The sequence below is a fragment of the Hyphomonas sp. genome (assembly GCF_017792385.1).
Classification (GTDB): Bacteria; Pseudomonadota; Alphaproteobacteria; order Caulobacterales; family Hyphomonadaceae; genus Hyphomonas.
Genome location: NZ_CP051230.1, coordinates 2,409,569 through 2,435,557 on the forward strand (window position 1 = coordinate 2,409,569; position 25,989 = coordinate 2,435,557).

The window sequence follows — 25,989 nt, forward strand, 5'->3', positions numbered from 1 at the left end:
ACATACAATCAAAATGGAGAATTCTGTTTCATATTCCGGTGCGCCGCTGCCGGACTAGCTTTCGTCCGCAGGATCATTCCAGACGGCAAGCGCACGGTAAAGGGCCAGGCTATTGAGGCCGTGATCCAGTCTTGCGAGGATCAGCTGTTGCTGGGCATCATAGCTTTCCCGCTGGGCATCAAGCACGGTGAGATAGTCATCGAGGCCGGATTTGAAGCGCTCCTGTGACAGGTTCAGCGTGACGCCTGTGTCTTCCGACAGCTGTTCCAGAGCGCTGAGACGGTCCGTGATCGTGTCGGACACGGCAAGCGCGTTGGCGACTTCCCGAAAGGCCTGCTGGATTGTGCTTTCATAGGTCGCAAGTGCCGCATCGGCGCTCGCGCGGGCCGCGTCCAGATTGCCCCGCCGGGAGCCGAAATCGAAGATCGGCACCTGTACGCTCGGCGTGAATGTCCAGCCGGTTGCATAATCCCCGTCAAACAGATCCGACAGTCCGCCGCCGACAAGGCCGGCCCCACCACTCAGGGACACATTCGGGAAATAGGCAGCACGCGCAGCGCCAATATTGGCATTCGCGGCCATCAGGGTTCGCTCGGTCTGGATGACGTCCGGACGCATCAGCAATACGGCCGAAGACTGGCCGACCGGCAGGTCAAGCCGGACCGGTGACGGGGCGAGACCGACATCTGCCGTGATTCCGGCCGGAAGATCTGCGCCGACCAGATAGCGCAAGGTGTTCAGATCGCGCCGCACGGTTGCCTCGAACTCGGCGGCCTGAGCCTGCGCCTGCGCAACCGAGGCAGAGGCGCGGCGCAGATCGATCTCGCTGGCAGTACCGGCATCGAACAGGGCCTGGGTCAGCTCAAGGCTTTCCTTCTGGCTGGTGGCAGTCTGACGGGCGAGTTTCAGCAATTCCTGGTCGGCTGCCAGCTGAAGCCAGGTTTCGGCCACCGAGGCAACGAGTGAAATCTTCGCGGCACGCTCCCCCTCGGCGCTGGCCAGATAGGTCTGCAGGGCAGCTTCATTCGTGTTCCGTACACGGCCAAAGAAATCCAGTTCCCAGGCAGACACGCCAAGCTGGGCGGACGTGCTGTCAGAGAAGGAGGACCCATAAGTGTCATCAGTCCGGAACGTGTCACCCGCCTGCGCGCTGGCAGACCCGGAGATCACCGGCCAGAGACCGGCGCGCGAAGTGACAAGATTGGCCCGCGCGACAGCGACGGTTGCCGCGACCGAGCGCAAGTCCCGGTTCTGGTCGAGCGCAAGGGTGATCAGGGTCTTCAGATCATCCGATTCAATCACATCCTGCCATCCGAGAGGGGCATTGGTTGCAGCGTTCACATCGCTCACGGGCAAGTCCATCGGGACTGGGGAGACCGGTCGTTCATAGTCCGGCGCCAGATTGACACAGCCGGTCAGGACAAGGGCGCTGAGGGGGGCGGCGAGGAAATTCTGGCGGCTCATGCGGCATCTCCTGAAACGGCTTTGCGGGGGCCTCGAAGGCGAAGGGTGATCTGGCGAACCAGAACGTAGAACAGGGGGGCAAACAACAGGCTGAACGTCATGGCCGCGATCACGCCGCCCACCATGATCCAGCCCATCGCATTGCGACTTTCCGATCCGGCACCCGAACTGAGCGCGAGCGGCAGGACGCCGAAGCCGAATGCCAGAGACGTCATCAGCACCGGGCGGATGCGCAGCCGCACCGCCTCGATTGTTGCGGCGATCACATCCTTGCCGCTGTCTTCCAGCGTACGGGCGAACTCGACAATCAGGATGGCGTTCTTGGACGCAAGTCCCACCGTCATCAGGAGCCCGACCTGGAAGAAGACGTCATTGGCCAAGCCGAACAGGTTGGCTGCGGCGACCGCGCCGGTCACGCCGAGGGGCGCGACCAGAAGCACGGAGACCGGAATGGTCCAGCTTTCATACAGTGCTGCCAGGCACAGGAAGACGAACAGGAGCGACAGCACATAGAGCATGGTTGCCTGATTGCCCGTCTGTTGTTCCTGACGGCTGAGGCCACTCCATTCATAGGTGATGTTGCCGGGTAGCTGCTCCACAAGATCCCCCATGATCTGCATCGCATCGCCCGAGCTCTGGCCGGGGGCGGTGGAGCCCTGGATGTTCATGGCGGACACGCCGTTGAAACGTTGCAGCTGCGGCGACCCATAGCTCCAGTCACCCGAGACGATTTCGTCGAGCGGCACCATTTCACCTGTCGCGCTGCGGGCGAACCAGGCGGAAATGTCTTCCGGCTGCATGCGGTCATCGGCATCACCCTGGACATAGACGCGCTTGATGCGTCCCCGGTCGATGAAATCGTTCACATAGGTTCCGCCAAAGGCGATGGAGAGCAGGCTGGTTGCATCGGACACGGAAACGCCAAGCGCCTGCGATTTCTGATAGTCCAGGTGCATGTTGAATTGCGGGCCGTCATCGCTGCTGTTCGGGCGCACGCCCATCAGACGGGCATCCTGGCCTGCCATGCCGAGCAACTGGTTGCGGGCGTTCAGGAACTCCTCATGTGACAGGTTTCCGGTGTTCTTGATGAACAGGTCGAACCCGTTGGAGTTGCCCATTTCGCGGATCGGCGGCGGCACGATCGGGAAGATGCGGGCTTCGTCGATCTGTGACAGGCCTCCAAAGGCCCGACCGGCAATCGCCTGAACCGAATTCTCGGGGCCCGGGCGCTCTTCCCAATCATTCATGGCGGCGAAGGCGATGCCATTGTTCTGGCCGGTACCGACAACGCTGAACCCGGCAATGGTGAACAGGCCCTTGATATTGTGGGACTCATTTGCGGAGTAATATTCGCGCACGTCGTCCAGCACGTCAGCGGTCCGTTCCAGTGTCGCGCTTTCGGGAAGCTGGACAATGGTCATCAGGGTGCCCTGGTCCTCATCCGGAAGGAAGGCCGACGGAAGTCGGATATAGAGCAGGCCGGTGATGGCAATCATCACAGCGAACACGGCCAGCATGATGGCGCGTCTGCGGACGATGCGCGAGACGGTGGCCTCATAGGCACTGGTCAGGCGGTCAAAGCCGGCATTGAAGGCATTGGCCGGCGCCATGAGCCAGGACTTCCGGTTGCCGCTCGATGGCTTGAGAAGTGAGGCGCACAGGGCCGGGGACAGGACAATGGCGACCACCACCGACAAGGCCATGGCGGAGACGATCGTCACGGAGAACTGGCGATAGATCACGCCGGCCGACCCGGGGAAGAACGCCATTGGCACGAACACGGCAGACAGGACGACGGCGATTCCGACCAGTGCACCGGTAATCTGGCGCATCGACTTCACGGTTGCGTCATAGGGGGACAGGCCGTCCTCGTGCATGACACGTTCGACATTCTCCACGACGACGATCGCATCATCCACCAGCAGGCCAATGGCCAGGACCATGGCGAACATGGTGAGCGTGTTGATGGACATGCCGAACAGAAGCAGCACCGCGAATGTGCCGAGCAGGACAACGGGAACCGCAATGATCGGGACAAGGGATGCCCGGAAGCTTTGCAGGAAGACGAGGATCACGATGAAGACGAGGGCAATCGCCTCGTACAGGGTCTTCTGGACCTCGTGAATGGAGGTTTCGATGAACGGTGTGGCATCGACCGGGAACTGGTATTCGATATCTTCCGGGAAATCCTCGGCGAGGTGGCCGATGGCTTCCTTGACCCGTTCGGCAGTATCGAGCGCATTCGCCCCGGTCGCCAGCGACACGGCGAACCCGGTCGACGGGTAGCCATTGAAGCGCGAGATGAAGGAATAGTCCTGCGCACCGAGTTCGACACGTGCCACATCCTCGAGGCGCACAGACCCGCCTGCGGACGTCGTCCGGATCAGGAGGTTGCGGAACTCTTCAGGCGTCGTGAGCAGGGATTGCAGCGTCACGGTGACGTTGATTTCCTGGCCCGGCACGGACGGGGCGCCGCCCAGCGCGCCGGAGGCGATCTGCGCGTTCTGTGCCTGTATGGCCTGAACGATGTCAGAAGGTGTCAGTCCATACTGGTTCAGTTTTTCCGGTTCCAGCCAGACGCGCATGGCGTATTGCGACCCGAACACCTGCACGCTGCCGACCCCTTCGAGCCGGCTGACCGTGTCATAGATGTTCGAGCGGACATAATCGCCGAGGTCGGTCTGGTTATAGGTGCCGTTCGGTGAGTAGACGGCCGTCACCAGAAGGAATCCCCCTGCGGCCTTGCTGACGGAGACACCCTGGCGCTGGACCTGTTCGGGCAGCAGGGGCGTGGCAAGGGAGATCTTGTTCTGCGTCTGGACCTGCGCAATGTCGGGATCGGTTCCAGGTTCGAAGGAGAGCGTGATGGAAGCCGTGCCGTTGGAATTGGAACTGGAGGAGATGTAGTCGAGCCCGTCCAGTCCGGTCAGTTGCTGCTCGATGACCTGCGTCACCGCGTTCTCCACAGCCTCCGCAGACGCGCCCGGATAGGTGGCGGCAACCGTGACCGTTGTGGGCGCGATGTCCGGATACTGGGCAACCGGCAACACGCGGAGTGCCATGCCGCCCGCCAGCATGATGATGATCGCAATCACCCAGGCGAAGACTGGGCGATCAATGAAGAATTTGGCCATGGGATTAATCCGGGAAGCTTAGTTCAGTTCGCTTTGCGGGGTACGCGAAGCGGACATCTGGGGTGTTTCGGTAATCGGATCGACGCGCATGCCGGGCCGGATCGATTGCAGGTTCGACGTCACGATCAGGTCTCCCTCCGAGAGTCCCTCCAGCACGATCCAGGATTTGCCGTCATACTCTTCCACTTCGATCAGGCGTTGTTCGACAGTGTTGTCATCCGTCAGCACCATCACGGAAGCCTGTCCGGTCGGTGTACGTGACACAACCGATTGCGGCAGCGTGATCACATCCTCGAACATGCCGGCGATGAATTTTGCGCGCACGAACATGCCCGGCAGGATCAGTCCGTCGGGATTGGGAAGAATGGCGCGAACGGCGACCGTGCCAGCGCTTTCGTCCACATTCACTTCGCTGAATTCCAGTTCGCCCTGTAGCGGATAGGTCGATCCGTCGCTGAGAATGATCGAGACCGGGGTTGTCTCCAATGCTCCGGAGGCAACCTCGCCTGTATCGATCTGCCGACGAATGGTCAGAACGCGATTGCTGGACACGTTGAGGTCGACATAAACCGGATCGATCTGGAGCACGCGCGCGAGCGCCTCGGTCTGGTTCTGGGTCACGAGTGCCCCCTGCGTCACGGACGAGCGACCGATGCGGCCGTCGATGGGCGACGAGATGCGGGTGCGTGCGAGGTCGATGCGGGCGCGATCCAGCGCAGCGCGTTGCAGGGCGATGTCGGCTTCGGCTTCCTGTGCAGAGGCGACGGCCTGATCATATTCCTGCTGGCTGACGGCGTTGATTTTTGCAAGTTCCGCGAACCGGCCCGCCGTTTCCTGCGCCACCTTATGGGAGGCCTGAGCCCGCGACAGCGCGGCTTCCGCGCTGCGCACATCCGCGGCATATTCTGCGGCGTCGATCTGGTAGAGCGCCTGTCCCTTCGCGACGAGGTCGCCTTCCTTGAACAGCCGCTCCTTGATGATACCCGTCACCTGGGGGCGTATTTCCGCCTCGGCAAAGGCGCGCACGCGTCCGGGCAGTTCGACCTCGTTCGGGACAGTCGTCAGTTCGGCCGTGACCGTCTGCACCTGCGGGGCCGGAGGCACCGCCGCGCTTTCCGCGGGAGCATCATTTCCACAGGCAGCTGCCAGCATTGTGGCCGACAAGGCTGCAGCCGACAGGCTTTTTCTTATATGTTTCATGTGGATTCCTTGACGAGCGGGAGTGCTCTGACCTAAATTCTAGAATGAACGCTCTATCTAGTGCTGCACTGCAGCAAGTCAAGAAGCCGACTGGGCACAATTCGGGTACATTTCTGCATGACTGATATTCAAATTTCGAAAGTCGCCGCCAAACGGGAGAGTCGGCTCTCCGAAATCCTGGACTGCGCAGAACTGCATTTCGTGGAAAAGGGCTTCCACGGCGCGGGCATTTCCGGAATTGCCAAGGAATGCGGCATCAGCGTGGGCCATCTGTATCATTATTTCAGTTCCAAGGACATGCTGGTCGAGGCCGTGGTGGAGCGTGAATTGACCCGTCAGCAGGAACGGCTTGCAGATTTCCAGGCGCTGGATGACACCGAGATCCGTGATCAACTCATCCCGATGGTTCTGGAAACGATCACCAAGCACCAGGACCCTTTCCGGACCGTGTTGAACTTCGAAATCCTGGCGGAGGCCCAGCGCAATCCGTCCGTGGCCAGCATTCTCCACAGGTTCGACCAGAATATCCGCACCGAGTTCTGCAAGGTTCTGGAGCGGGCCGGAATCCCGTCTCCCATGTTGCGCACAGAAATGCTGTTCACCTTCTTCTCGGGCATTCCGGCAAGGTCGCTTCGGCATCCCGAACAAGAGCGGGCCCAGTTCCTTGACCTGATGAAGCCGATCATCAGCAGCATGCTCAGCGATGAAGACTGCGGTGTCGACATGGAGTAGGCGCCACTCCCCACCGATATCACGGCGCATCATCCATGAATACCTGAAGCCTTGCGCGCAGGCGATCGCGGCCTGCGGCTGTGACAGTAGCCAGGCGCACGGCCCGCGCATCATTTTCGGGGTCTGTTACGGGCAGTTCGAACCTGAGGGCGTCATAGGCTGCACGGCTGTCGCAATAGGCGGCATGGCTGGCATAGATCGCGCGCGAGACAGGATCGGGAAACAGCATGCTGGAGCGGAACCGCCGCGCTGCACCACAACGCAAGGCATCGAGGTTGCGATAGACTTCGAAATGTATGTGCGGGGGCCGCCCGCGATACGTGCCGGGATAGATCGTCCGGAACCGCACCCGGCCCTGGCCGTCAGTGATGCCGACGCCGCGCAGATAGTTGCGGTGGGGCAGATTGAATACGGAGTATTGTCCCGCAGCATCAGCATGCCAGACATAGATGGCACGTCCGGCCATGGCGCGACCGGGATGGTGAATGTCATGAAACGAAAGATGCAGGTCCATCGGTACGCCATGGGCTGCGCCGGACACATTGTTGAAGCCTGTCGTGATATCGGATCGGGTCAGGCCTGCGCCTTCCCATAGGCGCGCAAGCCCGGGGCCGGGCTGCAGGACCCGGTCATGTGGGAAGGGGTGCGGCGCGTTCGCCGCGCTGGGCAAGGCGTCAGCACGAGTGAGCGCAAACCGTCCCGTGTTCATCATTGCCGCCCGCGTGGCGGTGGACCGCCCCGATTGCCGCGGCCGGAATCCGGTGCGGCGCGGGTCATGTCGGGCATTGGGGCGGCAAGTAGTTCGGCACGCGTGACACGATCATCCTGATCCCTGTCGATTGTGTCGAACGTGTCGGTCAGGCGGCGACGAAACTCGATCTCCGTAATCGTACCATCCAGATTGCTGTCGAAGGCGACCGGAGTCGGCAGGGCGCTCGGGCTGCCCAAAACCTCTTCGGACCATGCCGACATGCGAATAACCGTAACAGGTGCGCCGTCGGTCTCTGCAAGCCTGCGCCACTCGTCCGTGATTCCGATATCAAGCTCAGCGCGTGACAGGATGTGATCATGGTTGCCATCCATGCCCGCGAACAGAAGTGCCACCGGCGGCGCCGACAGGGCTTGCGTGCGGGCGGGTCGATCCGTGCCGCGGGATGGGGGCTTGCCCGGACGGGACGGGGAAGAGGCGCAAGCTGAAACCATGATGGCGGCCAGTGCCAGGACGGTGGCAGATCGCCGGTATGTCGGCGCTGGGTTTGCCGGCTGGCGGAAAGGGGTGAGGGAGGCGTCTGGGGGTGAGACGTGGGGGGACGACGCCTCCCTCTTATCGCACTGGTTCTTGCATCCTAAGGGAGGTTCAAGTTGAAGAGAGCGGACGGGGACTGTCCACGCCAATGCGATATTCTGGTTCGGTCGACGGGTAATGCGACCGCGAGCCTTGATTCCGGAAATGGGGGAGGAGGCTTTTTTCTGCACGGTGATCTTCCGTTTGAGTGGTCAGGTCAGGCGGGTTGCTTGCCTTCGTCGATGTCTGGAAGATGCCGGAGGGATGTTGGGAGGATTTGCCGTCCTGCAGAAAAAAGGTGTCAATTTGTGTCACCCTGCAACATGGCATTACAGGTTTGAAAGAATTTGGAATTTCGTGACGGGCTGTCTCAGGGAATTTGATGTGAATTCAACTGTAAAATCGGTTGTGAGCCACAGTCGCGACAAATCTGGGCAACAAGTTTATCCTATTTGTAATGCTCACATGGGCACCTGAGACCAAGGAGAGGCGGCGATGCCTGAGATGGTGAATGCATCACAGGAACACATACTGGTCATCGATGATGACCGGGATATCCGGGAGGATCTGAAATCCTATCTCGGCGACAATGGTTTTCGGGTGTCCACCGCAGAAAATGCCGCTGCCGCCCGACGCGCCATTCACACTGAGGAGCCTGACCTGATCCTGCTGGACGTGATGATGCCGGGAGAGGATGGTGTCAGCCTGTGCCGGTCCATTGTGCGCCTGACAACCATTCCGATTGTTTTCATCAGTGCGAGAACTGATGAGATCGACCGGATTGTCGGTCTGGAGGTTGGCGCGGATGACTATGTCTGCAAGCCATTCAATCCGAGGGAATTGCTGGCCCGGATCCGGTCCGTCCTTCGCCGAACCAACGGGCATGACCGGCAGATGACGCCCGAAAAGACGCGTTACTTCGAGTTCGACCGCTGGACGCTGGACACCGCGAAACGCACAATGACGCGCGATGACGGAGTCGTCGTTTCATTGAGCTCCGGCGAGTTCCAGTTGTTGACCATATTCATCGCCCGTCCGCAGATCGTGCTGTCCCGTGAACGTATTGTTGAACTGTCCCATGCCGAAGGCGCAGATGTGTTTGATCGAAGTGTCGATAGCCAGGTGAGCCGGTTTCGCAAGAAGATCGAGCGGGATCCGAAGAACCCGGAAATCATCCAGACCGTCTGGGGCGGCGGATATGTGTTCGCGGCGGACGTCAAGAAACTCTGATGTTGAAATGGTTTGATACCCTCCTGACCCGGATTGTCATCCTGGTGGCTGCAGCGGTCCTGTCGACCTTCGTGCTGGTCTATTTCATCGTCCAGTTCCAGATGTCGGCGCAGAATGACGAGCCGCGCAGTGCGATCAGCGTCGCCCTCACAGCCTTGCTGGAAGCCAAGTCGATGGATTGGCCCGACACACTGTCATCGGAAGACCGCAAGCGTCTGAAGGTGGCGGAATATGCGATATCTCCGAATGCGCTGGCTGCCTCTGGTGCCGGGCCGATCGGAGATCGATTGCTGGACCGGCTCGATCTGCCCGCATCGACGCCGGTCAGGCTGTCTCTGAATGGCCGTGATGACAAAGTGGACGACGAGATGGGTGGGCGGCGTCCCGTGCCGGGAGACCTCTGGCCGGGGACGGACTTGGCTGGGCCACCCGGCGGTCGCGGCAAAGGTGGCCGTCCGGGCTTTAAGCCGCCGCAATCCGTGACCGTCTCCATTGCCATTGCCGAGGACCGCTGGGTGAATTTGCGGACCGAGGACATCCGGCCCAGCCAGCCGCGCCCGGGCCTGTTGCCGATGATTGTTCTGGTCGGCCTGATGGTGGGGATTGGAATCTGGGCGGCCCTCAATGCCATCAATCCGCTGCGCCAGATGGCGCGTGCCGCGGATACGCTGGCGGCCGACTACAAGCACGCGCCCCTGCACGAAGAGGGCCCGTCTGACGTGAAGGACGCCCTGCGCGCGTTCAACAGGATGGGGCAGCGCCTCGAAACCGTCGTGTCGGGCCAGCGTCAATTGCTCGCCGCCATCGGGCACGACCTCCGCACGCCCATCACGTCGCTGAAGCTGAAGGTCGAGATGCTGGCCGATGCCGGAGAGCGGGAACGCATGAGCCGGGCGCTGGCAGAACTCGAACGCATCACCGAGGCGGCGCTCAGCGCGGCAACGGCGGGACAGTCAAGCGAACCATTCCAGCCGCTCGACATACATTCGCTGGTTGACAGCCTGGTCGAGGATCTGACGGATCTGGGGCAGGATGTCAGGTTCGATGAGACTGATGTGCGGCCAATCGTGTTGGGGCGTTCTGATGAATTGACGCGTGCCTTGCGCAATATCATCGAGAACGCTGTTCGGTATGGAGACCGTGCGACGGTGAGCCTGGCGCAGGCTCAAGGCAAGGCGGTGATCACGGTTCGGGATGAAGGCCCCGGTATTCCGGAAGAAGCCCAGGCCAGAGTGTTCGAGCCATTGGTGCGCCTTGAGGAATCCCGCAATCGCGAAACCGGCGGCCATGGTCTCGGGCTCCACATTGCGAAAACCCTGATCGAAGCCCATAGCGGCGGGATCGCGCTGAAGAATGGTGCATCGACTGGATTGGAAGTCCTGATATCCCTGCCGCTGAAGCCCGCCGCGAGATAAGGTCTAGAATCGCGTCGATGTGCTGAACCGGAAGGATTCCGTCCGGTCATATTCTTCGCTTTTGAGGACATGGCTGAAGTCGAAACGGATCGGACCGAAGGGGGATGTCCAGTAGATGCTGAGTCCTGTCGATGCCCTCAGGGACAACTCATCTTCAATCAGCTGGACAGCGTCCCGGCCAAGGGAGTCGGTGAATTCAATCGGGTCGGTCTTGTCGATGTCGCTGAGCAGGCCCACGGCGCCAGCCTCTAGGAAGAGCCCGGTCTTGATGCCATACTGCTCAGGCAGATAGTTCGGCACCGACAGGTCGAAACTGGCCTGATAGAAGGCGTTGCCGCCAAGTGCATTGAGACGCCGCACGGTTTCCGTGCCGTCATCATTCTCGATGACCTGGACGATGCGGGGGCCGAGGCCAGCGGTGTCAAAGCCGCGGAAACTGTTCCCGCCCTTGAAGAAGCGATTGTTGATGCGGACGCCTTGCGGGGTCGTTTGTCCGTATTCGGATTCCGAATCGCTGGTGCCATAGGGTTCGATATAGCCACCAGACAGACGCAGCTGGCCGACAATGTCCCGGGTGAAGCCCTGGTAGAGGTTCATCGTGCCGGTCGTGCGGATGAAATTGACGTCTCCGCCAAGGCCCGAAACATCCTGACCGAACAGAAGGTCGAAGCCGCCGGTTGGTTCGATCGGATCATTCTTCATGTCGAGCAGGAGGTTATAGCCGACAATGGAGGAGACTTCAGACCGCTCGCTGGAACAGAGGGAATAGCGGTTCAGGTACCGGATGTCACAGACATCCACGATCAGGGAGCCATCGGGCAGGGGAAGATCGTCTTCCGTGAGATACACGACGCCGACAATGTCATCACTTGTATCGCCCGGCGTTCCGCCATCATCCACCGTGTACTCGGTCGTGATGCGCTCACCGGTGTCCTCGTCAATCACGATAGCCTGGTCCACCACATCGATCCGGTCGTTCTGGAGCGTGTATTTCAGGCCAAGCTGCAGCCGGTCCGACAGCGGGAATCCCAGCTGCGCGCTGACGCCAACCGATTCCGTCGTGTAGCCGCCGAGGTCCGTGTCGGAATAGTCGAGCCGGGTCGCGAAGGCGCCGATACCAGCGGACATGTTGCGGTCCAGGAACCGGGGCTCGGTATACTGGAAGTCGAGAATCTGCTGCAGGCTGGACGTGGAAAGCCGGGCGGAGGCAGACTGGCCGCGTCCGAGGACGTTGCGTTGCGCGACGCTGACATCGACCAGGAAGGATTCACTTGAAGAGAAGCCGGCGGAAAAGCTCATTTCCCCGGTCGGCTGCTCCGTGACGGCTATGTTGACGTCCACCTGATCGGCATCGGGGGTCGGCAGTTCCGTCAGTTCGACATCCTTGAAGTAGCCGAGCGCCCGCACGCGATTGCGTGACCGGTCGAGCAGGATGCGGTTGAAGGCATCGCCTTCCGCGATCCGCAACTCCCGCCGCACGACCCGGTCCAGGGTCTGGGTATTGCCGACGATGTTGATGCGATTGATGTAGACGCGCGGGCCTTCATTGACATGGAAGGTGACGTTCACCGTCTTCGTGTCCGGATCGGCATCGATCTCGGGACGGACATCGATGAAGGCGTAGCCGGCAATTCCGGCGACATAGGTCAGGGCATCGATCGACTCTTCGATCGTGTCGCCCCGGAACAGGTCACCAGGTTGAGCGGCCAGCGCGTTCTTGAGCGCGTCCGTGTTCAGCTTTTCGAGTTCGGTCGCGACACTGAGGTCTCCGAACCGGTAGATCTCGCCCTCATCAATCGTGTAGGTGATATAGAAATCCTTCTGGTCCGGCGTCAGTTCAGCGACGGCCGAGTCCACCCGGAAATCATAATAGCCCTTGTTCTGGTAGAACTGACGCAGCAAGTCCCGGTCATACTCCATCCGCCCGGGATCGTAATTGTCATTCGACGAGAAGAACTGCCACCAGCGTGACTGGCGGGTCACGATCTCCTTTCGCAGGCGGTCGTCCGAATACACCTCATTTCCGATGAAGTTGATCGCGCGGACACCGGAAACCGGGCCTTCGGTGATCGAGAAGATCACATCCACGCGGTTCTGGTCCAGCGGCACATATTCCGGCGTCACCTTGGCGGCAAACCGGCCGGACTGACGATAGAGCTCCATCACCCGCTGGACGTCGGCCTGCATGCGCGCGGCCGTGAACACGCCGCGCGGGGCGATCTGGACTTCTTCCCGGATCTTTTCCTCGCCCATCGCCTTGTTTCCCTCGATCATCACGCGATTGACGATGGGGTTCTCGACCAGGGTGATCACGAGCTGATTGCCGACGCGATCAAAGCTTGCGTCTGCAAACAAGCCGGTGGCGAACAGGGATTTCAGAGACAGGTCAATCCTGTGGGAGTCGAACGGCGCACCCGGCTCGACCAGAAGATAGGACAGGACGGTCCGGTCCTCGATGCGTTCATTTCCGGTGATGACAATCGTTTCAATCGTGCCGGCCTGGTCAGCGGCGGGGGCCTGAGCCTGAGCGACGGGCTGGAGCGTGCCGGCCATCGCCGAAAACAGGAGGGACAGGGCGAGAGTGCGGTCTTTATGGCTCATGAGGCGGCATCCGGAGAAATGAGGAAAAGGAGAAAACAGGTCAGAAGCGAAGCTTCACGGCGGCGCTGGCCGACACGGCTGTGGCGTCGCTGGCAAACTCGCCGTCCACACCGAACCTGACTTTCAGCAAGTTGGACCCGGCCAGCAGGGACAGGCCCACAGTGGCTGCGTCCCCGAATGTCTCGGTGGCGCGCAGCGTGAATGTGTCGTCATAGCCAACAAACCCCGCCTGCACTTCATAGGGTGAAGAAGACAGGGTTGTCCGGTACCTGATGTCCAGCCCGGCCCGGACCATGGGTTCATCGAGGCTGGATTGACTGTAGTTTGCATAGGCCGGACCGGTGCGGGTCGAATCTGCACCACCGCGCCAGACATAGGCAAAGCCCAGTCCGGCATCTGCGGTCACCCGGTCAGTGGTGGCATCGCTGACCTGGAGATTCAGGCCATTGGAGGCGGTCTCGGAATAGGCATCCTGGTCCAGCTGGAAATAGTCCAGTCCAACAGAAGGCGTGATGCGGAAAGCACGGGTCCCGAATTCGGTCGATGCGATCAGCGAGGCGGACACCGTCTGGCCGGTCCAGGTGCCACTGACTTCCGAATAATAGTCGGCAAAGTCGATCTCGCGATAGCTGGCATGGTCGACCTTTGCGATCTGTCCGACCGCCTGGAGATTGACCGGACCGACCTGATCCGAAGCATAGAGGCCGATGCCGAGGCTTTTCATCGTGACCGGGTTTTGGCCCCCGGTATCCTCTTCGAATTTGCCGTCTGTCATCGACCCGATGACGCCCACGGCATCAAGGCCAAGCACCCGCCAGTCATAGCCGAGGGCTATGCCCAGACCGCGACCATTGTACCCGGGGCCATCTTCCGATCCATCATAGGCAACATGCGAATAGGTTTCCTGGATCCAGGCACCGTTCCCGGCATGACTGGAGCTGCGAATGAACTTCAGATGGTCACTAAGCGCCCCGACCGAGGCGTTTGCCTGCGAAGCGAGATAGCGCGTTGCGGCATCGGTGCGTTGCGGCAGCAGCAAATTGTAGGCCTGAAGGAAGTCATGTTCTGTTGTCAGCTGGGTGATGGAAGAGCCGACATCATCGTCACTGGCTGCAACGTTCAGGATGGAAGCAAAGGCTGCTGACTGATTGGTGTCGAGATTGAGTTCATCGGTTGTCTTCAGGTTGAAATCAAGGTTCAGCTGGTCCGTTTCGGCGGTCTCGGTGGACAGCGTGACATTGTAGATCCACGGAACGTTTTCGGTCGACAATTCGGTTGTGTCTTCATCATAAGACAGGGTGCCGGCCTCGATCAGGGTGACCCCGAATCCGCCATCCACAAGCGAGGTAAGGGTCGGGCGGATGACCGTATCGCCGGCAAGTGCAGCTGTGCCGGACACCGATATGAAAGGCGAGGACCGCAGATTCTGAGGGTCAATTTCGAAATCGAGACTGGACCCGCTCAGCACGCTCAGGGAGGCGAGTTGAAGGGCTGTGTCTTCCAGGAGAACAAGTTCCGAGCCCGAGACAGTTGCGTCGAGCGCGTGGGCGCTGCTCGTCAGGTTACCGGTAAACAGCGTATCTGACAGGAAGGCGAGCGTTCCGCTGGCTGCGCCGAAATCGATGTCTCCCTCGATCTCGCTTCCTTCTGCAGAGAAGGTCAGCGTATCGCCAGTGAAGCTGGTATTTCCATAGACATAGGTATCCGACGCTTCGTAGATCGCATCACCCGATCCGAAGTCCACATCTCCGACCAGACTGCCGCCGAGCAGATGAAAGGCGTCGTCACCCCTTCCGAACAGAACGTCACCATAGAGGACCGGGTCGGCAATATCGTCCTCGTCAATCTCGTCATCTCCAGTGATGTCTTCCGTAGGCGTCTCTTCATATTGAAGGAAGGTAACGCCGGATATATTGGCCGACAGGTCCAGCGCCACTGCCGATCCGAGGCCTTCGTCTTCCCGGCCATCTGACAGAAGCTGCGCAGAGATCGTGCCAGTGTTTGTGATTTCGCGGAGCGTGTCACCCTGGTCGGAAATTGCTGTGGCGATCCCGCCATACCCATTGGACGATGCGCTGATTGAGCCGCTGTTGAAGATCGTGTTCAGAACGCTGTCGTCAGAGATGCTGATGGCCGTGGCCGCATCATCTGTCAGCGTGTAGGTCGTGGCGGTGATGGAGCCCGTGTTCTCAAGTGCACCGATATATGTGGAGGGGCCGAGGATCAGGGCGGTGGCGGATGCTTCATAGGCGGTCGCCTGGATTGCGCCCGTATTCAGTATCCCGCCATCAATCGAAACCGTGCCCGTGCCGTCATCCGTGCCAGTGATGGACAGGGCAGTGGCATCAAAACCAATATTCAGTCCGCTCGCATAAATTGTTCCGCGATTGATAAGGCCTTGATCGAAGGAGAATGTGGCGAGGATCTCGTCATAATCCTCGTCCTCGTCATCATCCGTCGTATCCCGGACGGTTTCCTCTACACCGGACAGGACCAGATCCTGACCGGATGCGGCGGCAATGCTCAGCGCGGGGGCCGATCCGTAGCTGTAGATGCGGCCCGATGCGCGATTTTCGTCGAAATCATCCACCGTGTCCTTGGTCTCGTCGTCCTCGTCCTCTTCAGACGTGAAATCATCGACCGCCCCATTGATCAGAAGGCCCTTGCCGAGACTTCCGGTGATTGAGACGCCCATGAGATTGTCGTAGAGGTCATCCTCATCCCGGCGCTCCTCGACCGGGTCAGTGTCCTCGTCGACATAGATCGGTGCCAGATAGTTCGAGGCGGACATGCTGGTGAAACCGGTAGAGATGATGGAGCTCTCAATGGTGAGGTTCCCGGAAATGTCGCCGTCGATTTCCACGGCGGAGGCGCTCTGGCCCTGCGCAGTGATGGCGCCGCTGATCAGCACATCGCCATCGACGCCTTCTTCAAGCGCGAGCCCGCGCGCATTGTCGCCCAGCACGGAAATCGACCCCTGTTGGACATAGTCTCCGGTCAGCGCTGAACCGACGATCACACCTGCGGAATCATTGCCTTCCACGATCAGGGAGGAGCCGTGATCGAGAATGATGTCTCCGGTCAGCGTCCCGCCGGCTTGTACATCGATACCGATCCGGTTCGATCCGATCGCCAGAGGGCCGTCGAGGTCGTCATCATCATCCTCGTCCTCACGGTCATAATCCTCATCCAGGCTGATCGTGCCAGCATGCGTGATGGTCGAGGCCGTGTTGGTCATGACCAAAATTGCGGTCACATTGTCGGTATCCTCGGCAAGAATGTCGCCTTCATTGGTGACAGAATTGTCGGAGTCGACAGTGACGGCTGTGCTGTCCTCAATACCTGACAGATCAATTTCGCCATCTTCGGTGATCGTGACATCGTCTGGCTGTCCTTCATTTGCCGTCGAGGTCACCACGGGGGAGGTCGTGCTCTCATCGATTTCAACGGCCCAGGCCGGCAATGCGGTGGACATGCCGAGGGCGATGATCAGCCCACGTGATACCTTGAATTTCCTGTCAGGAGCAGGGGCGCGCCGACGAACCCTTACGGTATTGTTATTTAATGAAAAATCGTTCATGTTGGAGCGCTCCGCATCGGCCATCCCTCTTGCGTTACGGGAGCGTCTTGTCTGAAATTTGCCAGAATGTGCCGGTTGGCAGCGGAAGTGTGTCAGGCTGACAAACTTGTTGGCGCGAGACAGGCAATCCCCACCTTCCGACTGTTCTACGCAATATTCCTGCAACACTCCTGTGATGAACGGGGCCAGACATTGCGGCGCTGCAAGAAAATGTGGGTGTCGGCGACGGATTTCGTCACGCGGTCCGTTTGAACAGGAAACCGTTACAGCCAGAACTGCTGGAAAGAGAGACTAGATGAGCGTTTTTGGACAGCGATCCAGGTGGGTCATCGCCATCATCGGTGTGGTCGCAATCGGCATTACGGCCTGGTTCACCCGGACCGGACTCGCAAATTCGTCGACTCCTGCCTACGAGACCATCGCGGCAAGCCGGGGTGATCTGGAAGTGACCATCTCTGCCGCCGGCACACTGACGCCCAAGGAAACGGTGGAAGTTGGTGCACAGGTGTCCGGGCAGTTGCAGGAGCTCTTTGTCGAAGCGGGTGACGAAGTCGAGAAAGGACAATTGCTCGCCCAGATCGATGCGACGATTGCCGAGAACACGGTTGAGGCGCAGCGCGCCCAGCTGGACGCACTTCAGGCCTCCAGACGCCAGCAACTGGCGTCTCTGAAACTTGCCCGCGCAGATGCTGAACGCGCCGCCATGTTGTGGGACGCGGATGCCATTGCGAAAGCAGACTATGAAGCGGCACAGGCCGAGCTGGAAATAGCGGAAGGCCAGCTGGAATCGATCAATGCACAGATCGCGCAGCAGACGTCGAGCCTCAAGGCCGACGAAGCCAATCTGGAATACACCAAGATTTATGCGCCAATTTCCGGCACGGTTGTTTCGCTCGATGCCTCTGAAGGGCAAACGCTGAATGCCAACCAGACAGCGCCGCTGATCATGACCTTGGCCGATCTGACCGTGATGACGGTCGAGGCGGACGTCTCCGAAGCCGACGTTCTGAGGGTCCATAAAGGGCAGGAGGCCTGGTTCACAACGCTCGGCGACTCCGAACGGGAATGGGAAACGTCTGTTCGCCAGATCCTCCCGACCCCGGAAGTCGTCAATGATGTTGTGCTCTACAAGGCCCTGCTGGATATCGCGAACCCGGACGGCATCCTGCGCAGTGACATGACGGCCCAGGTCTTCTTCCTGCTCGGGCGCGCCGACGACGCCATCATCGTCCCGGTCGCTGCCCTGCAATCCCGCCCGGCCAGACCCGACTCCGCGACCGGCAGGCCGGCAAATCGACCCAACGGCGACGCTGCGACGCCGGGGGCGCGTCCGAATGGACGCGGAGACGCCCTGCGAGCCGCGCGTGAACAGTATCCGGATGCCGAAATGGGCATGGTGCTGAAGCTGAACGAGGCCGGGGAGGCCGTTCCGCAACCTGTCCTCATCGGCCTGCAAACCCGGTCGAGTGCGGAAATCCTTTTCGGCTTGTCCGAAGGCGATGAAGTGGTCACCGGGCAGGTGACGCTGAAGCCGCGACAATCTTCCAATCGGGCGCAGAATGGCGGTCGTCCTCCCTTCGGTCCACCCCCGGCCTAGGAGACTTACGGCATGAGTGAACCATTGCTGCATCTGCAGGCCATCACCCGCGTCTATGGCGCCGGCGATGCAGAGGTCCGTGCACTGAAGGGAGTCGATCTGACCATCCGCGAAGGAGAGTTCGTGGCGATTGTAGGTCAGTCGGGCTCTGGCAAGTCCACGCTGATGAACATCATTGGTTGCCTGGATCGGCCGACCGAAGGCGAGTACAGGATCCACGGACAGGACGTGTCCGGTATGGGCCCCGACGCCCTGGCTGCCCTGCGCCGGCGGACGTTCGGATTCGTGTTCCAGCGCTACAACCTGCTGGCCAATGTCAGCGCATCGGAGAATGTCGAAATCCCGGCCGTCTATGCCGGCGTGCGCCAGTCCGAGCGACGCAAGCGGGCGCAGGAGCTGTTGGAACGGCTTGGCCTCGGAGGACGCGAGGCAAGCCGGCCCGGCCAGTTGTCAGGTGGACAGCAGCAGCGCGTCGCTGTTGCCCGGGCCCTGATGAATGATGCCGAAGTAATCCTGGCGGACGAGCCTACGGGCGCGCTCGACTCAGGCACCAGTGAGGAATTGCTGGAACTGCTCGAAGAGCTGCATCGCGCCGGTCGCACCGTCATCCTCATCACTCACGACCAGCATGTGGCGGAGCGGGCAGACCGGACCATTGAGATCCGTGACGGCCTGATCGTGTCGGATACCGGCACCGCCGAGCAGACAGACCGGCAGTTTGAGGCACGTCCGGTGCAATCATCTCCGTCTTTCCTTCTGCAGGTAACGGAATCCATCAAGACCGCTTTTCGCTCACTTCGGGCGAATCTCTTCCGCACGGCACTCACGCTGCTGGGCGTGGTGATCGGGGTGGCTGCCGTGGTGGCCATGCTGGCTGTGGGCGAGGGAAGTCAGCGGGACGTCATGGCCCGGTTCGAGGACATGGGAGCGAACCTCCTGTTCGTCCAGCCAGGCGGGGATCGGGGCGCGCGCATGCGCGGGGATGCCATTGCCACACTGACCCTGGAAGACGCAGAGCGGCTGGATGAACTGGACAATGTCCTTGCAGCTGTGCCGTCCCGGTCGGGCTCGGCCACGCTGCGGCGAGGCAGCGACGATCATCGTGGCAGCGTCGAAGGCGTGTCGGAAGACTGGCTGCTCGCGAACACGCGGCAGCTCGCCTATGGCTCTTTCTTCACGGAAGAGGATGTGGACCGGCGTGTGGGCGTTGTGGTTCTGGGCACGACGACTGCCGGTGAATTGTTCGACAATCTGTCGGAGGCTGTTGGCGAATATGTCTTTCTTGCCGGTGCGCCGTTCGAAGTGGCCGGCATTCTCGAGGAAGAGGGCGCAAGCTCCTTCGGCCGCGACCAGGATGACATTGCCCTGATCCCGATCACGACTGGTATGATACGGGTCTTCGGGAGTTCCTATCTGTCCAGCATCACGATTGCGGTCGAGGATACCGAGATCATTTCGGAGACCGAAGACGCGGCCAATGACCTGCTCCTGCAGCGCCACGGAACACAGGATTTCCGGATCCGGAACACGGCCTCCATCCTTGAATCTGTTCAGGAGACACAGAATTCCTTCTCCATGCTGCTGGGCGCCGTCGCCTCGATCTCCCTTCTGGTTGGTGGGATTGGTGTCATGAACATCATGCTGGTGAGCGTATCGGAGCGCACCCGGGAGATCGGCGTGCGCATGGCCACCGGCGCACGGCGTTCCGACATTCTCGTGCAGTTCATCGTCGAAGCTGTGGTCGTGTGCGCGCTTGGCGGGATCATTGGTATCCTGACCGGATTTGGCGTCTGCGCGGTACTTGCCAATTTCGGAACCAGCATTGCGATCACGCCAACGCCCGCCATCCTGGCCTTTTCAACTGCCTTCCTGACCGGATTTGTGTTTGGCTTCCTGCCGGCGCGCAACGCGTCGCGCCTCGATCCGGTTCGGGCCCTCGCTGCGGAGTAGACATGACCAAGACCCGCCTTCTTTCCTTGAGCCTCGCCCTTGTGCTGACCGGGTGCGCGACAACGCAGTCCAGCGACGTGGCGGGGTCCTCAATCGTGCTGCCGGACGCCTATGAGCGCGCAGCGCAGACTGACCAGTCCCTCCCGGATCTCGGGTTGTGGTGGTCCGGCTTCGGGGACGAGACTCTCGACCACCTGGTCACCCGCGCGCTTCAGGCCAATCACTCGCTCGAGGCCGGCCTCGCCAATGTGCAGGCGGCGCGGGCGGCGGTGCGCGTCGCGGATTCGGCAGCACTGCCAACGGTCTCGGCAAGCGGCAGCGCGTCCGTCGATACGGAGTCCGGGCTTGAGGACGTGTCTCGCAGCGCCCGTCTGTCCGCCAGCTACCAACTGGACCTGTTCGGCGGAGTCTCTGCGTCGCGGGATGCAGCCGAGGCCAGCCTGGACTCTGCGGAATTTGCCCAGCGCGCGCTGGAACTGAGCGTCGTGTCCGATCTGGCCGCAAACTATTTCGACCTGCAGGCCGCCTATCGGCAAAGGCAGGTGGCGACGGAAAACCTGGAAATCGCCGAACGCATCTTCGAGATCGTTCGGGTACGATATGATGCGGGTGAAATTTCCGGTTTCGATCTTGCCAGCCAGGAAGCTGCACTTGCCAATTCCCGCGCGCAGCTACCGCAGATCGAGCAGCAGATCCTGTCACTGCAGACAGCCATCGCGATCCTGGTCGGGGAAGTGCCGCAGGGATTCGAGACGCCGGAAAATGATCTCTATGAGGCGGCCCTGCCTGTGCCGGACGCGGGATTGCCATCCGACCTGCTGCTGCGCCGTCCGGACCTGCTGCAGGCCGAAGCCGATTTGAGATCGGCCCAGGCGAACATCCAGGTGGCACGCGCCGCCATGCTGCCCAGCGTCGACCTTGGCGCCGGCGTCACCACGCTGCTGAGGTCTCTTTCGGATCCGACCGCCAGCCTGTCAGCGGCGCTGTCGCAGACAATCTTTTCCGGCGGAGCGCTCGAGGCTCAGCTCGAAAGCGCCCGGGCCCGGCGTGCGGCATTACTCTCGAACTACGAGGCCGCCATTCTCACCTCGCTTCGCGAAGTGGAGATCGCCCTGTCCGCCGTCGAGACGAGTGCCCGGCGGGAAGAACAGCTGGAAGTCGCCCTGAATGCAAGCCGGGCCGCTCTGGACTCTGCCGAACTGCGATATCGTGTGGGAACGGATGATTTGACGAGCCTGCTGTCAGCTCAGCAGACCTACTACTCCGCGACCCAGAGCGCCCTGGAGGCTCGCCGCGACCGGCTGGCCGCCTCGATCGATCTCTATGTGGCGCTGGGGGGCGGGTTCTAGGTTTCGCTGTCCAGGTGTGACAGGACGAGTGCAGCGCTCTCTTCCGGCCAGACATCCATGAAATTGTAGCCCCAGTCCGGCAATTCGATCACCTGGCCATTCTTCAGCAAGGGCGCGGCGCGGCGCGTGCATTCGGTCAGATCGTCTGCCGGGTTGAGGATGGTGATCCGGTGCTCCAGCGTGCGCAGGGCGGTCTCATCCTCTTTCCACCATGCAAAGGCGGCATGATGGCCCCATTCATAGGCTTCGCCGCCCATCAAGTTCATTGCAAACGACCGCGCCATCATTTCCAGTGTGGCGCCGGGGCCTCTCCGTTCGACAATCCGCGACCACATGGTCGTAAATCTCGTGCCGGCCTCATCCAGCGGAACAGGCTGGAAATAGTCGCTGAACATCCGGTGTTCCTCCGGCGTCAGGATAGTGGCCGAGATCATGACCAGACTGCCAACCCGTTCCGGGCGTGCCATGGCCATGGCGGCGATCACCTTCGAGCCGGTGTGGTTTCCGAACAGGTCGACCTTCTCATGGCCCATCTGATCGATCACGGACCACATGGCGTCGGCGTAGTATTCGATGGTCACGTCCGACTCATCGGGAGGCGTGTCGGACATCCCGTAGCCGGGATAGTCGGGGGCCACGACCAGTCGATGCTGCCCGGCGGCCTTCATGAAATTCGAGAATTCGCCCCCATGTTTGGGGCTCTGGTGTGCGCAGAACAGGGGAAGGACGCCCGGGCGAGCCTGTCCGGCGATCCAGGCATGTATTTGGCCGTGCGGACCGTCGAAATAGGCTCTCCGGGTCTCCACCATTTCGGCTACTCCGCGCTGACGGTGACGACAGCCTTGCCGCGGTTCTTGCCATTCATGAGGCGCTCGAACAGGTCAGGGGCATTCTCCAGACCTTCAACCCGATCCTCCACGAATTTGAGCTGGCCGCTATTGATCCAGTCACTCGCCTCATTCACATACTCATCCCACTTCGGATAAAAATCATAGACGACGAGCCCGAGCATCTGGGCGCGCTTGCCGATGATCGTGCCCATGTTGAGCGAGTGCGTCGCGGCGGTGGGACTGTGATAGGCCGCAGCCAGACCGCACAGAATGCCGCGCGCATAGGTCTGGGCATTGGCAAGTGCGATCATCGCCATCTCGGCCGACACATTCTCGAAGAACACAGACAGCCCTTCCGGCAAGGCGTCCTTGAGGGCGTCCTGCCAGTTCTCCTGTTTGTAGTCGATGCAGGCATCGAACCCGTACGTGTCGGTGACGATATTGCATTTCTCGGCGCCGCCGGCGATTCCGACAACGCGCTTCGCGCCCTTGATCCGGGCGATCTGGCCCACGGTTCCACCAACCGGGCCCGCTGCGGCGTCGACCAGCACCGTATCTCCGTCGCCCACCTTGGCGAGTTGGGTCATGCCGGCCCAGGCCGTCAGTCCCGGCATTCCGAGCACACCGGCATGTGACGCCAGAGGGGCCTGGTCCGGATCGAGTTTGCGGATGTGCCCGGCCGGCAGCGCCACGATTTCCTGCCAGCCGCCTTCCATCGACTGGACCCAGTCGCCCTCGCGAATGCCGTCTGCGCGGGATTCCAGCACTTGGCCCACAATGGCACCGGGGATCGGATCACGGCCGGGTTCCGGCGCAGCTTCGCCCATATGCTTTCCCCGCAGCCGTGACCCGACATACGGATCGAGCGAGAGATGGACGACCCGTGCCAGCACACCACCGTCCGGACACGCCGGTGTCGGCGCGTCGATCATCGTGAAATCCGAGGCCTGGGGTTTCGATTCAAGCGCAGTTTTAAGAGTGATCAGTTTCATGTCAGGTCGGCCTCGGCATGGATTGGGGGGTGGAAGGTGCGTCCCGCCGCCCGGACAGGGTCAAACACGGGTCCGGGACAGGGGTTGCATTCGGTGGAAAATCTCATATCCAAAAAGATATATCATTTAAAGTGGTTGATCTACCAGCAAATTCATGGAGCCCCTCATGGCCATTTACCAGATCGTGTTCTGCAAGATCCATGATCGCGACCGGTTCCTTCCGGAATACGCCATTCCGACCAGCAAGCTCGTCGCAAAACATGGCGGGGAATATGTGGTGCGCGCGCCCGGACTGTCCTGTCTCGAAGGAGATGTCGACGAGAATACCAGCGTCGTCATCAGCAAGTGGCCGGACCTGCAGACGCTGGAGGCGATGTGGACCAGTCCGGAATATGAAACGCTCAAGCAGCTGCGCCGGGAAACGTCGGACGCGCAGATTGTCGTCGTCGAGCAGCCGGACACCTGAGGGCCTGCCTCGTCTCCCGCCGGTCCCATCAAAGGGGCTATCATTCGGGCAAGAATGGTATACCATTGTCCGGACTTTTACTGACAGGAGCGCACCCATGTCGCAGAAAATCATCGCATTGTTCAATTTGAAGCCGGGCTGTTCGGTCGAGGATTATGAAGCCTGGGCAAAGGCCAAGGACATTCCCACCGTCAATGGCCTGAAGTCGGTCGACTCCTTTGAAGTCTTCAAGGCGACCGGGCTTTTGGGCTCCGACGACAAGCCGCCCTATCAGTATATCGAGACCATCGATGTCAACGACATGGACGGTTTCGGCGGAGACGTCAGTACAGAACAGATGCAGGCCATTGCTGCGGAATTCCAGGGTATGACGGCTGACCTCGTCTTCATCCTGACGGACAAACTCGGATAGGCGAGGCGATCATGAGCAAACCCCTTGAAGGTAAAGTTGCGGTCATCACCGGTTCGGGCCGGCGTGCTGGCCTGGGTGAGGCCATTGCCCGCCGCCTTGCCAGCGACGGTGCGAAAATCGTTCTGTCGGACCTCGGCACGTCACGGGATTCCGCGACAGGCGAAGAGCACATCGGCACGTCGGACGAGATGGAAGGCATTGCCGCCGAGCTGAGGCAATTGGGCGTCGAAGTGTCCACATGTCCCTGCGACGTGCGCAGCCTTGACGAAGTGCGTGCCCTGGCGGCGCATGCGGAAGCGGAACATGGCGGCATCGATATCTGGGTGAACAATGCCGGCATCGGATACATCATGAAGCCGCTTCTGGATGTCACGGAAGCCGACTGGCGCGCCGTGATCGACGTGAACCTGACGGGCTCGTTCTTCGGGCTGAAGGCTGCCGCCGAGCAAATGGTCAAACAGGGTCGTGGTGGACGGATCATCAATATTGCGTCGCAGGCTGCGAAGTCGGGCTTCCCGCACGCCCAGGCCTATTCAAGTTCCAAGCATGGACTTGTGGGACTGGTCCGGTCGGCGGCGATCGAGCTGGGGCCGCACAAGATCACGGTCAACAATGTCTGCCCGAACCATGTCACCACGGGGCTCGGAGCCTGGCAGAATGAATACTTCGCGAAGGTGACGGGTGCGGGGTCAATCGAGGAATACATGGACGCAATGGCGAAACGCATCCCGATGGGGCGTCCGGGACTTCCCGAGGACACAGCCAATGCTGTGGCATGGCTGTGCACGGATCAAGCCGCCTACATCACGGCGGAGAGCATGAATGTGTCCGGTGGTGAGGAGCCCCATTGATGAGTGAGTGGAAAGATCCAGCGCCAGAGGGTTTCAGCTGGCCGAACGGCAGGAAGCTGGCCCTGTCGATTGTCGTGAATGTCGAGGAAGGTGCCGAGCGCCGGATTGATGAAGGCGACAAGCGCCCGGAACCGGTTGACGAACTTGGCGCGGTTCCCGGAAAGCCGATCCGCATCCATGGCAATGAGTCCAACTACCAATACGGGATCAATCAGGGCGCGCCCCGAATTCTCCGTATTCTGGATTCGGCCAGCATCCCGGCAACCTGGACCGTGTGCGGTCAGGCGCTCGAGAAAGCCCCATGGCTGGCAAAGGCGATTGCCGCGCGCGGCGACGAGCCCTGCAATCACGGTCACAAATGGAATTTCACGGCCTTCATGTCGCCGGAGGAGGAGCGGGCCTTCATCGCACGCGGCACCGAATCCATTCTGGCCACGACCGGGCGGCGTCCATCTGGCTGGTTGTCCCGGTATCTCCATACCGACATCACGCGCAGGATCCTGCTGGAGCAGGGCTATGCCTATCACATGGATGATTATTCGGACGACTTTCCCTATTGGGCGATGACTGAAATGGAAGACGGGTCTGAACGGCCCATGGTCATCCTGCCTTACGCCATTGATTCCAATGACATGAAGTTCTGGCTGTCGCCGTCCTTCACGCCGGGCATGTGGCTCGACTATGCCAAACGCACCTTTGATGAACTCCGGTCGGAGGCCGCAACGGAAGGCGCGCGGATGATGAGCCTGGGGCTGCATCTGCGGATCATCGGCCGCCCGGGTCGTATCTGGGCATTCCGGGAATTCGTGGAGTATGTGTCCGGGTTCGACGATGTCTGGATCGCCAAGCGGGAAGACATTGCGGCCCATTTCTCCAAACTCGTTCCGTCAGGAGCCTGATC

General features: G+C 60.7%; 19 protein-coding genes. 10 read left to right on the top strand and 9 right to left on the bottom strand.

Annotated elements, in window-relative coordinates; genetic code table 11:
• Positions 1-54 precede the first annotated feature (54 nt).
• The 3 genes from HF955_RS11800 to HF955_RS11810 are packed head-to-tail and all read right to left on the bottom strand — an operon-like array spanning position 55 to position 5,798.
• The gene (locus tag HF955_RS11800) at positions 55-1,464 is read right to left on the bottom strand and encodes an efflux transporter outer membrane subunit (protein WP_291075320.1); all 1,410 of its coding nucleotides are present in this window, start codon (positions 1,462-1,464) and stop codon (positions 55-57) included.
• Entirely contained in the window at positions 1,461-4,598 is a 3,138-nt protein-coding gene (locus tag HF955_RS11805) for an efflux RND transporter permease subunit (RefSeq protein WP_291075321.1), read from the bottom strand. Before HF955_RS11805 ends, HF955_RS11800 begins: the two co-directional genes overlap by 4 nt.
• 18 nt (positions 4,599-4,616) lie before the next feature.
• Positions 4,617-5,798: an efflux RND transporter periplasmic adaptor subunit gene (locus HF955_RS11810; RefSeq protein ID WP_291075322.1), complete on the bottom strand. Its 1,182-nt coding sequence runs from the start codon at positions 5,796-5,798 to the stop codon at positions 4,617-4,619.
• Between the two features lie 117 nt (positions 5,799-5,915).
• On the opposite strand from HF955_RS11810, the gene HF955_RS11815 reads away from it, so the two are divergent.
• Complete coding sequence (locus tag HF955_RS11815; protein WP_291075323.1) at positions 5,916-6,530, top strand: TetR/AcrR family transcriptional regulator; 615 nt, start codon at positions 5,916-5,918, stop codon at positions 6,528-6,530.
• A 19-nt stretch (positions 6,531-6,549) separates the two neighbouring features.
• Here HF955_RS11815 and HF955_RS11820 read toward each other — a convergent pair whose 3' ends face one another.
• Positions 6,550-7,242, bottom strand: a complete 693-nt coding sequence (locus HF955_RS11820) for a hypothetical protein (RefSeq protein WP_291075324.1) — start codon at positions 7,240-7,242, stop codon at positions 6,550-6,552.
• Entirely contained in the window at positions 7,239-7,634 is a 396-nt protein-coding gene (locus tag HF955_RS11825) for a hypothetical protein (protein ID WP_291075325.1), read from the bottom strand. Before HF955_RS11825 ends, HF955_RS11820 begins: the two co-directional genes overlap by 4 nt.
• A 676-nt stretch (positions 7,635-8,310) precedes the next feature.
• Between HF955_RS11825 and HF955_RS11830 the strand changes: the two genes are divergently transcribed.
• Entirely contained in the window at positions 8,311-9,045 is a 735-nt protein-coding gene (locus HF955_RS11830; protein ID WP_291075326.1) for a response regulator, read from the top strand.
• Complete coding sequence (locus HF955_RS11835) at positions 9,045-10,460, top strand: HAMP domain-containing sensor histidine kinase (RefSeq protein ID WP_291075327.1); 1,416 nt, start codon at positions 9,045-9,047, stop codon at positions 10,458-10,460. The genes HF955_RS11830 and HF955_RS11835 overlap by 1 nt, the downstream gene beginning before the upstream one ends.
• A gap of 3 nt (positions 10,461-10,463) precedes the next feature.
• On the opposite strand, the gene bamA is transcribed toward HF955_RS11835, so the two are convergent.
• Both bamA and HF955_RS11845 read right to left on the bottom strand, forming a co-directional pair.
• Positions 10,464-13,061 (bottom strand): outer membrane protein assembly factor BamA, encoded by a 2,598-nt coding sequence (gene bamA, locus HF955_RS11840; protein WP_291075328.1) that lies wholly within the window; start codon positions 13,059-13,061, stop codon positions 10,464-10,466.
• Between the two features lie 40 nt (positions 13,062-13,101).
• Positions 13,102-16,536, bottom strand: a complete 3,435-nt coding sequence (locus tag HF955_RS11845) for an autotransporter outer membrane beta-barrel domain-containing protein (protein WP_291075329.1) — start codon at positions 16,534-16,536, stop codon at positions 13,102-13,104.
• A 400-nt stretch (positions 16,537-16,936) separates the two neighbouring features.
• On the opposite strand from HF955_RS11845, the gene HF955_RS11850 reads away from it, so the two are divergent.
• From HF955_RS11850 to HF955_RS11860, 3 genes are read left to right on the top strand one after another with little or no spacing between them, the layout of a single operon-like run.
• Complete coding sequence (locus tag HF955_RS11850) at positions 16,937-18,238, top strand: efflux RND transporter periplasmic adaptor subunit (RefSeq protein ID WP_291075330.1); 1,302 nt, start codon at positions 16,937-16,939, stop codon at positions 18,236-18,238.
• A 12-nt stretch (positions 18,239-18,250) separates the two neighbouring features.
• Positions 18,251-20,188 (top strand): MacB family efflux pump subunit, encoded by a 1,938-nt coding sequence (locus tag HF955_RS11855; RefSeq protein ID WP_291075331.1) that lies wholly within the window; start codon positions 18,251-18,253, stop codon positions 20,186-20,188.
• 2 nt (positions 20,189-20,190) lie between these two features.
• A complete protein-coding gene (locus tag HF955_RS11860; RefSeq protein WP_291075332.1) occupies positions 20,191-21,537 on the top strand; it encodes an efflux transporter outer membrane subunit in 1,347 nt (448 codons plus the stop codon).
• On the opposite strand, the gene HF955_RS11865 is transcribed toward HF955_RS11860, so the two are convergent.
• Positions 21,534-22,346, bottom strand: coding sequence for an alpha/beta fold hydrolase (locus HF955_RS11865; RefSeq protein WP_291075333.1), 813 nt, complete (start codon positions 22,344-22,346; stop codon positions 21,534-21,536). The two genes, HF955_RS11860 and HF955_RS11865, sit on opposite strands and share 4 nt — an antisense overlap.
• 5 nt (positions 22,347-22,351) lie before the next feature.
• Positions 22,352-23,359 carry an NADP-dependent oxidoreductase gene (locus HF955_RS11870; protein ID WP_291075334.1) on the bottom strand — a complete coding sequence of 336 codons (1,008 nt, stop codon included), beginning with the start codon at positions 23,357-23,359 and terminating at the stop codon, positions 22,352-22,354.
• A 166-nt stretch (positions 23,360-23,525) separates the two neighbouring features.
• Here HF955_RS11870 and HF955_RS11875 point away from each other — a divergent pair, with 166 nt between their 5' ends.
• The 4 genes from HF955_RS11875 (at position 23,526) to HF955_RS11890 (ending at position 25,987) form a co-directional block, all read left to right on the top strand.
• Positions 23,526-23,825 (top strand): DUF1330 domain-containing protein, encoded by a 300-nt coding sequence (locus tag HF955_RS11875; RefSeq protein WP_291075335.1) that lies wholly within the window; start codon positions 23,526-23,528, stop codon positions 23,823-23,825.
• A gap of 97 nt (positions 23,826-23,922) precedes the next feature.
• On the top strand, positions 23,923-24,237 hold the full coding sequence (locus tag HF955_RS11880) for an REDY-like protein HapK (protein WP_291075336.1): 315 nt from the start codon (positions 23,923-23,925) through the stop codon (positions 24,235-24,237).
• A gap of 11 nt (positions 24,238-24,248) precedes the next feature.
• Positions 24,249-25,088, top strand: coding sequence for an SDR family NAD(P)-dependent oxidoreductase (locus HF955_RS11885; protein WP_291075337.1), 840 nt, complete (start codon positions 24,249-24,251; stop codon positions 25,086-25,088).
• Positions 25,088-25,987 carry a polysaccharide deacetylase family protein gene (locus tag HF955_RS11890; RefSeq protein ID WP_291075338.1) on the top strand — a complete coding sequence of 300 codons (900 nt, stop codon included), beginning with the start codon at positions 25,088-25,090 and terminating at the stop codon, positions 25,985-25,987. The genes HF955_RS11885 and HF955_RS11890 overlap by 1 nt, the downstream gene beginning before the upstream one ends.
• Positions 25,988-25,989: the final 2 nt, after the last annotated feature.